11 protein-coding genes and 1 tRNA gene are annotated in these 14,697 nt (G+C 67.9%); 10 read left to right on the forward strand and 2 right to left on the reverse strand.

Annotation, left to right across the window (positions count from 1 at the left end):
* Window positions 1-431: 431 nt before the first annotated feature.
* Window positions 432-3,158: a DNA polymerase I gene (polA, locus tag ACFVYF_RS01345; protein WP_389448969.1), complete on the reverse strand. Its 2,727-nt coding sequence runs from the start codon at window positions 3,156-3,158 to the stop codon at window positions 432-434.
* 177 nt (window positions 3,159-3,335) lie between these two features.
* Between polA and ACFVYF_RS01350 the strand changes: the two genes are divergently transcribed.
* From ACFVYF_RS01350 to ACFVYF_RS01385, 8 genes are all read left to right on the forward strand, one after another.
* The gene (locus ACFVYF_RS01350; RefSeq protein WP_389448972.1) at window positions 3,336-5,615 is read left to right on the forward strand and encodes an FdhF/YdeP family oxidoreductase; all 2,280 of its coding nucleotides are present in this window, start codon (window positions 3,336-3,338) and stop codon (window positions 5,613-5,615) included.
* Between the two features lie 61 nt (window positions 5,616-5,676).
* Window positions 5,677-6,165 carry a PaaI family thioesterase gene (locus ACFVYF_RS01355; protein ID WP_389448975.1) on the forward strand — a complete coding sequence of 163 codons (489 nt, stop codon included), beginning with the start codon at window positions 5,677-5,679 and terminating at the stop codon, window positions 6,163-6,165.
* A 57-nt stretch (window positions 6,166-6,222) separates the two neighbouring features.
* On the forward strand, window positions 6,223-6,870 hold the full coding sequence (locus ACFVYF_RS01360) for a hypothetical protein (protein WP_389448978.1): 648 nt from the start codon (window positions 6,223-6,225) through the stop codon (window positions 6,868-6,870).
* Window positions 6,871-7,165: 295 nt separating this feature from the next.
* The gene (locus ACFVYF_RS01365) at window positions 7,166-8,386 is read left to right on the forward strand and encodes a branched-chain amino acid ABC transporter substrate-binding protein (RefSeq protein WP_389448981.1); all 1,221 of its coding nucleotides are present in this window, start codon (window positions 7,166-7,168) and stop codon (window positions 8,384-8,386) included.
* 146 nt (window positions 8,387-8,532) lie between these two features.
* Window positions 8,533-9,465 (forward strand): branched-chain amino acid ABC transporter permease, encoded by a 933-nt coding sequence (locus ACFVYF_RS01370; protein WP_389448984.1) that lies wholly within the window; start codon window positions 8,533-8,535, stop codon window positions 9,463-9,465.
* Window positions 9,466-9,470: 5 nt separating this feature from the next.
* A complete protein-coding gene (locus ACFVYF_RS01375; protein ID WP_389450581.1) occupies window positions 9,471-11,255 on the forward strand; it encodes a branched-chain amino acid ABC transporter permease in 1,785 nt (594 codons plus the stop codon).
* A gap of 5 nt (window positions 11,256-11,260) precedes the next feature.
* Window positions 11,261-12,178: an ABC transporter ATP-binding protein gene (locus ACFVYF_RS01380; protein ID WP_389448987.1), complete on the forward strand. Its 918-nt coding sequence runs from the start codon at window positions 11,261-11,263 to the stop codon at window positions 12,176-12,178.
* On the forward strand, window positions 12,175-12,891 hold the full coding sequence (locus tag ACFVYF_RS01385) for an ABC transporter ATP-binding protein (RefSeq protein WP_389448990.1): 717 nt from the start codon (window positions 12,175-12,177) through the stop codon (window positions 12,889-12,891). Before ACFVYF_RS01380 ends, ACFVYF_RS01385 begins: the two co-directional genes overlap by 4 nt.
* Window positions 12,892-12,978: 87 nt before the next feature.
* Here ACFVYF_RS01385 and ACFVYF_RS01390 read toward each other — a convergent pair whose 3' ends face one another.
* Window positions 12,979-13,635 carry an ANTAR domain-containing response regulator gene (locus ACFVYF_RS01390; RefSeq protein ID WP_389448993.1) on the reverse strand — a complete coding sequence of 219 codons (657 nt, stop codon included), beginning with the start codon at window positions 13,633-13,635 and terminating at the stop codon, window positions 12,979-12,981.
* A gap of 98 nt (window positions 13,636-13,733) precedes the next feature.
* Here ACFVYF_RS01390 and ACFVYF_RS01395 point away from each other — a divergent pair.
* Window positions 13,734-13,816 (forward strand) — tRNA-Leu (locus ACFVYF_RS01395).
* A gap of 88 nt (window positions 13,817-13,904) precedes the next feature.
* Window positions 13,905-14,690 (forward strand): helix-turn-helix domain-containing protein, encoded by a 786-nt coding sequence (locus tag ACFVYF_RS01400; RefSeq protein WP_389448996.1) that lies wholly within the window; start codon window positions 13,905-13,907, stop codon window positions 14,688-14,690.
* The last annotated feature ends 7 nt before the right edge of the window (window positions 14,691-14,697 follow it).

Consider the following 14,697-nt stretch of genomic DNA (forward strand, 5'->3'; position numbering starts at 1 on the left):
GAACCCACCGCGGGCCAGACAACAGACGGCGCACGAACCCACCCGCAGGCCGGCCGACACACGAGACCTGAACCCACCGCGGACCAGACAACAGACGGCGCACGAACCCACCCGCAGGCCGGCCGACACACGAGACCTGAACCCACCGCGGGCCAGACAACAGACGGCGCACGAACCCACCCGCAGGCCGGCCGACACACGAGACCTGAACCCACCGCGGACCAGACAACAGAGGCGCACGAACCCACCCGCAGGCCGGCCGACTGGCAAGACCAGAACCCACCCGCGAGCCAGGTGCCGGGATGCCGGGATGCCGGATGGGCCTGGGCCCGGCTAGCTGGCTAGCTGGCTGACAGACCGGTGACAGGGCCGCCCCCCACGAGCCGTCCCGGGGGCTCATGCCCCCGGGAAACCCGCGTCCCGGCCGGAGGCTAGTGCGCCGCCGACTCCCAGTCGGGGCCCGAGCCGACGGAGACGTCGAGCGGGGCCCGCAACTGCACCGCGCCCGCCATCTCGCGGCGGACGAGCTCCTCGGTCCTGGCGCGCTCACCGGGGGCGATCTCCAGGACGATTTCGTCGTGCACCTGGAGGAGCATCCGGGACTCGAGGCCGGCCTCCCGCAGCGCACGGTCCACGTTCAGCATGGCGATCTTGACGATGTCCGCGGCCGTGCCCTGGATGGGCGCGTTCAGGGCCATGCGCTCGGCCGTCTCGCGGCGCTGCCGGTTGTCGCTGTTGAGGTCGGGAAGGTGACGGCGGCGGCCGAAGAGCGTCTCCGTGTAGCCCGTGGCCCGCGCCTCGTCGACCACGCGGCGCAGATAGTCCCGTACGCCTCCGAAGCGCTCGAAGTAGGTGTCCATCAGGGCGCGCGCCTCGCCCGCCTCGATGTTCAGCTGCTGGGAGAGACCGAACGCCGACAGACCGTAGGCCAGGCCGTACGACATCGCCTTGATCTTGCGGCGCATTTCCGCGTCGACCCCGGACCGCTCCACGGAGAACACCTGGGAGGCGACCGTGGTGTGCAGGTCCTCGCCGGAGGTGAACGCCTCGAGCAGGCCCTCGTCCTCGGACAGGTGGGCCATCACGCGCAGTTCGATCTGGCTGTAGTCCGCGGTCATCAGCGACTCGAAGCCCTCGCCGACGACGAAGCCGCGGCGGATGGCGCGGCCCTCGTCCGTACGGACCGGGATGTTCTGCAGGTTCGGGTCCGTGGAGGAGAGACGGCCCGTCGCCGCCACCGTCTGGTTGAAGGTGGTGTGGATCCGGCCGTCCGCGGCGATCGTCTTGATGAGGCCCTCGACCGTCGACCGGAGCCTTGCCTGCTCACGGTGGCGGAGCATGATCACCGGCAGTTCGTGGTCGGTCTGCGCGGCCAGCCAGGCCAGCGCGTCCGCGTCGGTCGTGAAGCCCGTCTTCGTCTTCTTCGTCCTGGGCAGGGCCAGCTCGCCGAAGAGGACTTCCTGGAGCTGCTTGGGCGAGCCGAGGTTGAACTCGTGGCCCACGGAGGCGTGCGCCTCCTTCACTGCCTGCTGGACCGCGCCCGCGAACATCTGCTCCATGGCTTCCAGATGCGCCCGGTCGGCCGCGATGCCGTGCCGCTCCAGGCGGGCCAGCAGCGCGGAGGTCGGCAGCTCCATGTCACGCAGCAGATCGGCCGCTCCGACCTCCTGGAGCTTCTCGCCGAACGCCTCACCCAGGTCGAGGATCGCGCGGGCCTGCACCATCAGCGCCTCGGCCTCGGCCTGGTCGTCCGTGCCGAAGGCGAGCTGGCCGTCGGCCGTGGCGGCAGGCGCCAGCTCCCGGCCGAGGTACTCCAGGGACAGCGCGTCCAGGGCGAAGGAGCGGCGGCCGGGCTTGACGAGGTAGGCGGCGAGCGCGGTGTCCATGGACACGCCCTCGATGGTCCAGCCGTGTTCGGCGAACACCCGCATCGCGCCCTTGGCGTTGTGCAGCACCTTGGGGCTGTCGGCATCGGCGAGCCACCGCGCGAACGCGTTCTCGTCGGCCTCGTCCACCTGGGAGGGGTCGAACCAGGCGGCCGCGCCGTCGGCGGCGGCGAGCGCGACCTCGGCCACCGAGCCGGCGCCCAGCGCCCACGCGTCGACCGTGGCCAGGCCCAGGACCGCCGTGCCGTGCTCGGCGAGCCACGGCTTCAGCTCGCCCGCGCCGAGCACGCTGCCGTCCAGCTCGACACCGGGGGCGGCCGGCTGGGCCGGCTCGGCCTCCTCCGCCCCGGGGTCGACGGCGAAGAGCCGCTCACGCAGCGAGGGGTTCCTGATCTCCAGGGTGTCCAGGACCATCGCGACGGTCTTGCGGTCGTACGCCGCGCGCTCCAGCTCCCCGACCGACTTGGGCAGCTCGACGCTCCGCTCCAGCTCGGTGAGCCGGCGGTTGAGCTTGACGGCCTCCAGGTGGGCGCGGAGATTCTCCCCGGCCTTCCCCTTGACCTCGTCGGCGCGCTCCACCAGCTCCGCGAACGAACCGAACTGGTTGATCCACTTCGCGGCGGTCTTCTCGCCGACGCCCGGGATGCCCGGCAGGTTGTCGGACGGGTCGCCGCGCAGCGCGGCGAAGTCGGGGTACTGCGCCGGCGTCAGACCGTACTTCTCGAAGACCTTCTCCGGGGTGAAGCGGGTCAGCTCCGAGACGCCCTTCGTCGGATACAGCACCGTCGTGTGGTCGGAGACCAGCTGGAAGGAGTCGCGGTCGCCGGTGACGATCAGCACGTCGAAGCCGGCGGCCTCGGCCTGCGTGGCGAGCGTGGCGATGATGTCGTCGGCCTCGAAGCCGTCCACCGCGAACCGCTCGGCGTGCATCGCGTCGAGCAGCTCGCCGATCAGCTCGACCTGCCCCTTGAACTCGTCCGGGGTCTTCGACCTGTTCGCCTTGTACTCGGTGAACTCCGCGGAGCGCCAGGTCTTGCGGGACACGTCGAACGCCACCGCGAAGTGCGTGGGCGCCTCGTCGCGCAGCGTGTTCGCCAGCATCGACGCGAAGCCGTAGATCGCGTTCGTCGGCTGGCCCGTCGCGGTCGTGAAATTCTCCGCGGGCAGCGCGAAGAACGCGCGGTACGCCAGCGAGTGCCCGTCCATGAGCATCAGCCGCGGACGGCTCGCGCCGGAGGTCTTCTCGGTCTTCTTCGATGCTGTATCTGCCACGCCCCCGATCCTGCCACGTACCACTGACAGTGCGGACCGTCCCGGACCCGCACCGCTCGCAGGACCCGCTGTCACAGCCGCGCGGTCCCGGACCGAGACCGCGCGCAGCGCTCGGTGTCACAGCTGCGTGCGAGGATCGAGGACGTACTTCTCACGTGCCTGCGAAGGGGTCCAGCGATGGCCAGCAAGCCGCCCAAGGGCGATCCGGTTCAGGACGCGCCGCAGGTCGCCGAGCCGAAGCACGCCGCGGCCGGACTGCCCGCCATCGGGCACACACTGCGCATCGCCCAGCAGCAGATGGGCGTGCGCCGCACCGCGCTCACCCTCCTTCGCGTCAACCAGAAGGACGGCTTCGACTGTCCCGGCTGCGCCTGGCCTGAGCCCGAGCACCGGCACACGGCGGAATTCTGTGAGAACGGCGCGAAGGCGGTCGCCGAGGAGGCCACCCTGCGCCGGGTCACCCCGGACTTCTTCGCCGCGCACCCGGTGGCGGACCTGGCCGGCCGCAGCGGTTACTGGCTGGGCCAGCAGGGCCGCCTCACCCACCCCATGTATCTGGCGGAGGGCGCCGACCACTACGAGGCGGTGCCCTGGGAGCGGGCCTTCGACATCGTCGCCGAGGAGCTCGCCGCACTCGGCTCCCCGGACGAGGCCGTCTTCTACACCTCGGGCCGCACCAGCAACGAGGCCGCCTTCCTCTACCAGCTCTTCGCCCGCGAGCTCGGCACGAACAACCTGCCGGACTGCTCCAACATGTGCCACGAGTCGTCGGGGTCGGCCCTGACCGAGACGATCGGCATCGGCAAGGGCAGCGTCCTACTGGAGGACCTCTACAAGGCGGACCTGATCGTCGTCGCCGGACAGAACCCGGGCACGAACCATCCGCGCATGCTCTCCGCGCTGGAGAAGGCCAAGGCGAACGGCGCGAAAATCATCACGGTCAACCCGCTGCCCGAGGCGGGCCTGGAGCGGTTCAAGAACCCGCAGACCCCCCAGGGCATGCTCAAGGGCGCCGCCCTCACCGACCTGTTCCTCCAGATCCGCCTCGGCGGCGACCAGGCACTCTTCCGCCTGCTGAACAAACTCATCCTGGACACCGAAGGGGCGGTGGACGAGGACTTCGTCCGCGAACACACCCACGGATACGAGGAGTTCGCCGCGGCCGCCCGCGCCGCCGACTGGGAGGAGACCCTTACCGCGACGGGCCTCACGCGCGCGCAGATCGACGAAGCCCTGCGGATGATCCTCGCCTCCCGGCGCACCATCGTGTGCTGGGCCATGGGCCTCACCCAGCACAAGCACGCCGTGCCGACCATCCGCGAAGTCGTCAACTTCCTTCTGCTGCGCGGCAACATCGGCCGCCCGGGCGCAGGCGTATGCCCGGTGCGCGGCCATTCGAACGTGCAGGGCGACCGCACGATGGGCATCTTCGAGCGACCCGCCCCCGCCTTCCTCGACGCCCTGGAGAAGGAGTTCGGCTTCACCCCGCCGCGCAAGCACGGCTACGACGTCGTACGGGCCATCCGCGCCCTGCGCGACGGCGAGGCGAAGGTCTTCTTCGCGATGGGCGGCAACTTCGTGTCCGCCTCACCGGACACGGACGTCACCGAGGCGGCCATGCGGCGCGCCCGCCTGACCGTGCACGTATCGACGAAACTCAACCGCTCCCACGCCATCACCGGCGCCCGGGCCCTGATCCTGCCCACCCTCGGCCGCACGGAGCGTGACCTCCAGGGCAGCGGCGAGCAGTTCGTGACCGTCGAGGACTCCATGGGCATGGTGCACGCCTCACGCGGCCGCCTGGAGCCCGCGAGCCCCCATCTGCTCTCCGAACCCGCCATCGTGTGCCGCCTCGCCCGTCACGTCCTCGGCCACGAGTCCCGCACACCCTGGGAGGAGTTCGAGAAGGACTACGCGACCGTGCGCGACCGCATCGCACGCGTGATCCCCGGCTTCGACGACTTCAACGCGCGCGTGGCGCACCCCGGCGGCTTCACGCTCCCGCACGCCCCGCGCGACCACCGCCGCTTCCCCACGGCCACCGGCAAGGCCAACTTCACGGCCGCCCCCGTCGAGTACCCGGCACTCCCGAAGGGCCGCCTCCTGCTGCAGACCCTGCGCTCCCACGACCAGTACAACACCACGATCTACGGCCTCGACGACCGCTACCGCGGCATCAGGAACGGCCGCCGGGTCGTCCTCGTCAACCCCGAGGACGCCGGCGCGCTCGGCATCGCCGACGGCTCCTACGTCGACCTGGTCGGCGAATGGCAGGACGGCGTGGAGCGACGCGCCCCCGGCTTCCGGGTCGTGCACTACCCGACCGCCCGGGGCTGCGCCGCCGGCTACTACCCGGAGACCAACGTCCTCGTCCCCCTGGACGCGACCGCCGACACCAGCAACACCCCTGCCAGCAAGTCCGTCGTCGTACGTCTGGAACAATCGACAACCGACTGAGCGTTTGGTCACCACCAGTGATCCACGACGAAATGATCCACGACGAACGGAGTCGGGCCCGATGGGCGAGCAGCACACCGTGAAGTTCCCGCAAGAGGTCATCGACGAGTACACCGCCCTCGGCGTCGACCTGTCCGCCCTGTTCTCGGCGGGCTACCTCGGCACCCGCATGGGAGTGCAGATCATCGAGGCCTCCGCGGAGCGCGTCGTCGCCACCATGCCCGTGGAGGGCAACACCCAGCCCTACGGCCTCCTGCACGGCGGCGCCTCCGCCGTCCTCGCCGAGACCATCGGCTCCGTCGGCGCCATGCTGCACGGCGGCAGCTCCAAGATCGCCGTCGGCGTCGACCTGAACTGCACCCACCACCGAGGCGTGCGCTCCGGACTCGTCACCGGCATCGCCACCCCCGTCCACCGGGGCCGCTCCACCGCCACGTACGAGATCGTCATCTCCGACGAGAACGACAAGCGCGTCTGCACCGCCCGCCTCACCTGCCTGCTCCGCGACCTCGACCCCGGCGACCCACAGCCCGCCCGCACCCAGGACTGACCGAAGCCTTTCCCGCCCGGGCCGCGCCACCTACCGTCTCCCCATGAGGCTGCGGCCATGAGCGGCACCGGGCCCGTCGAACCCGCCGACCCCACCAGGGCGACGCCGGCCGACGACCCCACCGGCACCAACTCCCCCCGGGCGGAGCCGAATCACGACATCATCGGCACCGACTCCCCCCGCCTGTCCGACCGCTGGCACGCGCTGCCACCGCGCAGGCGTGGCGGCGCCCTCGCGGCCGGCGCCGTGATCCTGGCCGCCGCCGCGGCCCTGCTGTTCCCGCGGCCGCCCGCCGCCGCACCCCCCGACCAGCCGCCGCCACCCCGGCCCTCGGCCGTAACCGACGTCCGCTACCTGGGAGTTGCCGGCACCCCGGACGCCGAACCCACCGGAGACTTCCTCTTCGAAGTGACCGTGCGCCACGGACCCCCCGTCACCGTCGAGACGATCACCGCCGCACACGCGGGACTCCACACCCGCACCACCCCCGACGCGCCGTTCACCGTCCGTTCCGGAACAACCCAGCGGCTCACCGTGCACCTCTCCGTATCCCACTGCACCGGACTTCCCCTCGACCCCGAGCTCCCCTTTCTCGACGTAACGCTGCGTAACACGGACGCAATACAGCAGCACAGTTTTATCTTCGGCGACCCCTACTCCCGTGATCTCTCCGAACTCCTCCACACGGCCTGCGACGACACCTAGGCCCACCCCCGCCCGCGTACAACCGGAAGTGCGGATTCTCAAAATGTGGACCCCGAGGAATTCCCGCCAAACCGGCTGAGAGCCCACTTCCGAGATGCTCACCAACCGGCACGTCATAACAAGAAAGTCACAAGCCAGCCCACGGCGACGCCGAGGCCCACAGACGGGCTTAGAGTCACGGCCAGTCACCGCGCCGCCGGGCGCGTCTGCAGCACGGCACCTGAAGCACCCCAGTACGGCCCGGCGAGACATACGGCAGCTCAGCAGGGCTGCTGCGCCAGGGAGAGGATTAAACGTGCGACACCGTTCTTTGGTCATACTCACCTCCGTGCTCACCACGGGAGCACTCACGCTGACTGCCTGCGGTTCGCGCGACGACAACAAGAGTGAGGGCAGCAGCAAGGACACCGAGGTCGTCATCGGCGTCGACGCTCCGCTCACCGGCCAGAACTCCGCCACGGGCCTCGGCATCCAGGGCGGCGTCCAGATCGCCGTCAACGACGCCAACAAAAACAAGCTCGTCCCCGGCGTGAAGTTCAAGGTCGTCGCCCTCGACGACAAGGCGATCCCGGCCAGCGGCCAGCAGAACGCCACCCAGTTCGTAGGCAACGACAAGGTCCTCGGCGTCGTCGGCCCGCTGAACTCCGGCGTCGCCACCCAGATGCAGCAGGTCTTCGCCACCGCCAACCTGGTCGAGATCTCGCCCTCCAACACCGCCCCCGAGCTCACCCAGGGCAAGAACTGGCAGACGAAGAAGACGCGTCCCTTCAAGACGTACTTCCGCACCGCCACCACCGACGCCCTCCAGGGCGGCTTCGCGGCCGACTACGCCTACAACAAGCTGAAGAAGCGCAAGGTCTTCGTCGTCGACGACAAGCAGACCTACGGCGCCGGCCTCGCCAAGCTGTTCAAGGCCGGCTTCACCAAGGCGGGCGGCAAGGTCGCAGGCGAGGACCACGTCAACACCGGCGACACCGACTTCTCCGCCCTCGTCACCAAGATCAAGAACTCCAAGGCCGACCTCGTCTACTACGGCGGCCAGTACGACGAGTCCGAGAAGCTCACCAAGCAGCTCAAGGACGCCGGCGCCAAGATCCCGCTCTTCGGCGGCGACGGCATGTTCACCCCCACCTACATCGAGACCGCCGGCAAGACCTCCGAAGGTGACCTCGTCACCTCCGTCGGCCAGCCCGTCGACTCCCTGCCCTCCGCCGCCGACTTCATCAAGAAGTACAAGGCCGCCGGCCTCAAGGGCGACTACGGCACCTACGGCGGCTACTCCTACGACGCCGCCACCGCCATCATCAAGGCGATCGGCAACGTCGTGAAGGACGGCAAGGTCCCCTCCGACGCCCGCGCGAAGGTCGTCACCGAGGTACAGAAGACCAAGTTCGACGGCATCGCCGGCCCCGTCGCCTTCGACCAGTACGGCGACACCACCAACAAGCAGCTCACCGTCTACCAGGTCGTCAACGGCAAGTGGAAGGCCGTCAAGAGCGGCACCTTCGAAGGCTGACCACAACACCGCTAGGGCCATCCGACCCTGAACCGCCGGACACGTCCTAGGCACCACCCAAGGGCCGCGCGGCACTGACCACACGTCACCGCGCGGCCCGCCCCATACGCCCTGCTCAACACTCCCCACCACATGGAGGCCATGCGGTGAACACCCTGCCGCAGCAGCTGGCCAACGGGCTGTTCCTCGGCTCGATGTACGGGCTGATCGCCATCGGCTACACGATGGTGTACGGCATCGTCCAGCTCATCAACTTCGCCCACGGCGAGATCTTCATGACCGGAGGCTTCGGCGCACTCACGGTCTACCTCTACGTCCTGCCCGACGGCACATCCATGTGGATAGCCCTGCCGGCCATGCTCATAGGCGGCGGACTAGTCTCCGTCCTCATCGCCGTCGGAGCCGAACGCTTCGCCTACCGACCACTACGCGGCGCACCACGCCTCGCCCCCCTCATCACCGCCATCGGCCTCTCCCTCGCCCTCCAGCAGGCCGTCTTCAACTGGTACCCGGACGCCAAGACCGACCGCAACTTCCCCCAGCTCAACGCCGGCCCCTGGCACCTCGGCTCCATCAACATCAGCAGCGGCGCCCTCTTCGTCATCGTCGCCGCCCCCCTCTGCATGGCAGCCCTCGCCCTCTTCGTCAGCCTCTCCCGCACCGGCCGCGCCATGCAGGCCACCGCCCAGGACCCGGACACCGCCCAGCTCATGGGCATCGACACCAACAAGATCATCGTGATCGCCTTCGCCATCGGCGGCTTCTTCGCCGCCGTAGCCGCCGTCTCCTACGGCCTGCGATACGGCTCGATCCAGTACAACATGGGCTTCCAGATGGGCCTCAAAGCATTCACCGCAGCCGTCCTCGGCGGCATCGGCAACATCTACGGCGCCATGATCGGCGGCCTCGTCCTCGGCCTCGCCGAAACCATGGCCACCAGCTACATCGACGGCATCCCCGGCATGCAGCAGCTCGGCGGCGGCGGCTGGTCCTCCGTCTGGGCCTTCGTACTCCTCATCCTCGTACTGCTGTTCAGGCCACAAGGCCTAGTCGGCGAACGCGTCGCGGACAGGGCGTGAGCACCATGGCAACCACCGAGAAGACCACAGCCCCCACCGTGCACACCCCGCGCGGCCTCATCGGGCTCCCCCAACCCGCCGCCCGAGCCCTCATCACCCTCGGCGCCATCGGCACCATCGCCAGCACCTTCATGTCCTGGACCTACACAGCCGACTTCCCCGGGGACCTCACCTACTACGGCTCCCCCGCCGGACTGCAGATCCTCGACCTCGTCGCCGGCACCCTCACCCTGCTCTACGCCCTCACCCTCTGGAACACCCGCGGCCTGCGCTGGCTCAACCCAGCAGGCGCCACCCAGCCCGTCGCCCTCGCCGCCGCCGCCGCGTTCAGCGTCAGCTGGTTCAGCGCCATCGCCATCGCCGTCGACCTCAAGGGCCTCGTCGCACTCGACCCCGGCGCCTACCTCGCCGCCACCGCCTCACTCATCGCCCTCCTCGGCACCCTCGCCCTCCCCAGCCCCGGCAACACCTTCAAAGACTGGGTCGGCAAAGCCGAAAACATCCCCACGGCAAAGAAACTCCCCGCCTGGGGCGAACGCCTCGTCATCACCGCCGCCACCGCCATCGCCCTCCTCGTCTTCACCTACGGCATCGGCGTCGACCCCGACGCCAGCGAAACCTTCATCGGCTACCTGCTGCTCGTCATCCTCGGCGCCTGGGCACTCCTCGCCGCCGGACTCTTCGACCGCTGCGCCGAACTCAACGCCCGCCACCAAGGATTCGCCACCTCCATGGCATTCCTCGCCGCGGCGATCTTCCCCTTCGTCGAGAAAAACGAACACAACGCCAACCTCGGCGTGAACATCCTCGTCGTCGCCACCGTCGCCCTCGGCCTCAACATCGTCGTCGGCCTCACCGGACTCCTCGACCTCGGATACGTCGCCTTCCTCGGCGTCGGCGCCTACGCCGCAGCCCTCGTCTCCGGCTCCGAATTCTCCCGCTTCTCCGGCGTCCAGTTCCCCTTCTGGGCCGCCATGCTCACCGGCATGGCCGCATCGCTCGTCTTCGGCGTCCTCATCGGCGCCCCCACCCTGCGACTGCGCGGCGACTACCTCGCCATCGTCACCCTCGGCTTCGGAGAAATCTTCCGCATCACCGTCAACAACCTCGACGGCGCCAGCGGACCCAACCTCACCAACGGCCCCAACGGCATCTCCATGATCCCCGACCTGTCGATCTTCGGATTCAACCTGGGCAACGCCCACGACATCGGCGGAATCACCCTCGGCCGCTTCGCCAACTACTTCCTGCTGATGCTGATCATCACCGGCATCGTCGTCGTCGTCTTCAACCGCGCAGCCGACTCCCGCATCGGCCGCTCCTGGATCGCCATCCGCGAAGACGAAACCGCCGCCACCGCCATGGGCATCAACGGCTTCCGCGTCAAACTCATCGCCTTCGCCCTCGGCGCCTCCCTCGCCGGCCTCGCCGGCACCGTCAGCGCCCACGTCGGCTACAGCGTCAACCCCGCCCCCTACCAGTTCGCCGGCTCCGTACCCCCGAACTCGGCGTTCCTCCTCGCCGCGGTCGTCCTCGGCGGCATGGGCACCGTCAACGGACCCATCCTCGGCGCCACCCTGCTCTACCTCCTCCCCGAAAAGCTCGGATTCCTCAAGGAATACCAGCTCTTCGCCTTCGGCATCGCGCTCGTCATCCTCATGCGCTTCCGCCCCGAAGGCATCATCGCCAACCGCCGCCGCCAGCTCGAATTCCACGACACCGGCCAACTCGACATCCCCGAACAAGGCCTGCCCGACACGACCGTCGGCGTCACCAAGGCAGGGGCGTGACCCACATGACCACCACCACGGCCACCACCCCCGTCCTCGAAGCCAAGGGCGTCACCATGCGCTTCGGCGGACTCACCGCCGTACGCAGCGTCGACCTCACCGTCAACAGCGGCGAAATCGTCGGCCTCATCGGACCCAACGGCGCCGGCAAAACCACCTTCTTCAACTGCCTCACCGGCCTCTACATCCCCACCGAAGGCACCGTCGCCTACAAAGGCACCGTCCTGCCGCCCAAACCCCACCTCGTCACCGCAGCAGGCATCGCCCGCACCTTCCAGAACATCCGGCTCTTCGCCAACATGACCGTCCTGGAAAACGTGCTCGTAGGCCGCCACACCCGCACCAAAGAAGGCCTCTGGTCCGCACTCCTCCGCGGCCCCGGCTTCCGCAAAGCAGAAGCAGCATCCCGCGAACGCGCCATGGAACTGCTGGAATTCATCGGCCTCGCCCACAAAGCCGACCACCTCTCCCGCAACCTCCCCTACGGCGAACAACGCAAGCTCGAAATCGCCCGCGCCATGGCCAGCGAACCCGGACTCCTCCTCCTGGACGAACCCACCGCCGGTATGAACCCCCAGGAAACCCGGGCCACCGAAGAACTCGTCTTCGCCATCCGCGACCGAGGCATCGCCGTCCTCGTCATCGAGCACGACATGCGCTTCATCTTCAACCTCAGCGACCGCGTCACCTGCCTCGTCCAAGGCGAAAAACTCGTCGAAGGCACCTCCGAAGTCGTCCAAGGCGACGAACGCGTCATCGCCGCCTACCTCGGCACCCCCTTCGAAGGCGCCCCCGGCGCCGACGAACTCGCCGAAGTCGAAGCCGCCGAAGCAACCGGGGCAACAGGAACGACAGGAACGACTGGAGCGACTGGAGCGACTGGAGCACAGAGCACCACCAGCAAGGAAGGAAACGCCCAGTGACCACACTGCTCGAGGTCGAAGACCTCAAGGTCGCCTACGGCAAGATCGAAGCCGTCAAGGGCATCTCCTTCACCGTCGAAGCCGGCCAGGTCGTCACCCTCATCGGCACCAACGGCGCCGGCAAAACCACCACCCTGCGCACCCTCTCCGGGCTCCTCAAGCCCAGCTCAGGACGCATCCTCTTCGACGGGAAACCCCTCACCGGAACCCCCGCCCACAAAATCGTCGCCCTCGGCCTCGCCCACTCCCCCGAAGGCCGCCACATCTTCCCCCGGCTGACGATCACCGAAAACCTCCAGCTCGGAGCCTTCCTGCGCACCGACAAGGCAGGCATCGAAAAAGACATCCAGCGCGCCTACGACCTCTTCCCCATCCTCGGAGAACGCAGGAAACAGGCCGCCGGAACCCTCTCGGGCGGCGAACAGCAAATGCTGGCCATGGGACGCGCACTCATGTCCCAGCCCAAACTCCTCATGCTCGACGAACCCTCCATGGGCCTCTCACCGATCATGATGCAGAAAATCATGGCCACCATCGTCGAACTCAAAGCCCAAGGCACCACCATCCTGCTCGTCGAACAGAACGCCCAAGCCGCGCTCTCCCTCGCCGACCAAGGACACGTCATGGAAGTCGGCAACATCGTCCTCTCCGGCAGCGGACAAGACCTCCTCCACGACGAATCCGTCCGCAAGGCCTACCTCGGCGAGGACTGAACCCCTCCCCGCCCGTCCGCCAGGCATACGAAGAGGCCCGCACCCCCCATCAGGAGTGCGGGCCTCTCGCATACACAGCGCCGGTGATCAGCCCTTCGCCGACTTCTTCTCCTCGGCATCCGCGATAACCGCCTCCGCCACCTGCTGCATCGACATCCGCCGATCCATCGACGTCTTCTGAATCCACCGAAACGCCGCCGGCTCCGTCAGCCCGTACTGCGTCTGCAACACCGACTTCGCACGATCCACCAGCTTCCGCGTCTCCAACCGCTGACTGAGATCCGCAACCTCAGCCTCCAACTGCTTCAACTCCGTGAACCGCGACACCGCCATCTCAATCGCCGGCACCACATCACTCTTACTGAACGGCTTCACCAAATACGCCATCGCACCCGCATCACGCGCCCGCTCCACCAGATCACGCTGCGAGAACGCCGTCAGCATCAACACCGGAGCAATCGACTCCTCAGCGATCTTCTCCGCCGCCGAGATGCCATCCAACTTCGGCATCTTCACATCCAGGATCACCAGGTCCGGCTTGTGCTCCCGCGCCAGCTCCACAGCCTGCTCACCGTCACCCGCCTCACCCACGACCGTGTAGCCCTCCTCCTCCAGCATCTCCTTCAGATCGAGACGGATCAGCGCCTCGTCCTCGGCAATGACGACACGGGTCGTCAGCGGAGGCACGTGCGACTTGTCGTCGTCGGGCGCGTCTACGGGCTGGGGCGACTCGGGGGCGGTCACGGGGTGCTCCTTGTTCCAGGGCAGGCAAGTACTGCTCCCAAGAGCGTACCTAGCTGCAGCTCCGAGCGGTGAACCGGTACACTCCTCTGGGTTGGCCAGCCGGGTTGGCGGAATGGCAGACGCTGATGTCTCAAACACATCTGTCCGAAAGGACGTGCGGGTTCGAATCCCGCACCCGGTACTTTTTGCCCCTTAAGCGGATGTTCACGTTCTCGTGAACATCCGCTTTTCGGTGCACACGGTCACGATCAGTGACACAGAGTGCTCGCATGAACTTTCACGGCACAGAGGTGCGACAGAAGGCGCTCACGCTGCTGCGCGGCGGGGCGCGCAACGCGGACGTGGCGCGAAAATTCGACGTCCCCCTCGGCACAGTCAGCTACTGGAAGCACATGGACCGCGCGAAACGAGGCGAGTGTCCAGGGCGGACTCAACCCCAGTGCCCCCGGTGTGACGGTGACCTGCACCATCCGGCCTACGCCTACCTGCTCGGCCTGTACCTCGGTGATGGCCACATCATCCAGAACCGAGCCATGCGAACGCCCAGCCTTTCGATCACTTGCGACGAGACGTATCCCGGACTCATGGACGAGTGCGAACGCGCGATGCGCACCGTGTTCGCCGGGAACTCCGTATGCAGAGTCCGCCGGAAGGGCTGCCGAGAGGTGAAGCTGTACTCCATGCACATGTGGTGCCTCTTCCCACAGCACGGCCCGGGCAAGAAGCACGAGCGCCCCATCGTCCTCGAGCCCTGGCAGCAGGAAATCGTCGATGCCCACCCTTGGGAGTTCATCCGCGGCCTCATCCACTCCGACGGTTGCCGCATCACCAATTGGACAACCCGCCTCGTCGGCGGCGAACGCAAACGCTACGAGTACCCCCGCTACTTTTTCACCAACAAGTCCGACGAAATCCGGAAGCTCTTCACCGACACCCTCGACAAGGTCGGCGTCGAGTGGACGACCCTGGCCCGTGGCAGCGACCCCTTCAACATCTCCATCGCCCGCAAGGCCTCCGTCGCCCTCATGGACACCCACGTAGGCCCCAAGTACTGACGTCGGC

This window comes from Streptomyces sp. NPDC058274 (assembly GCF_042881375.1).
Classification (GTDB): Bacteria; Actinomycetota; Actinomycetes; order Streptomycetales; family Streptomycetaceae; genus Streptomyces.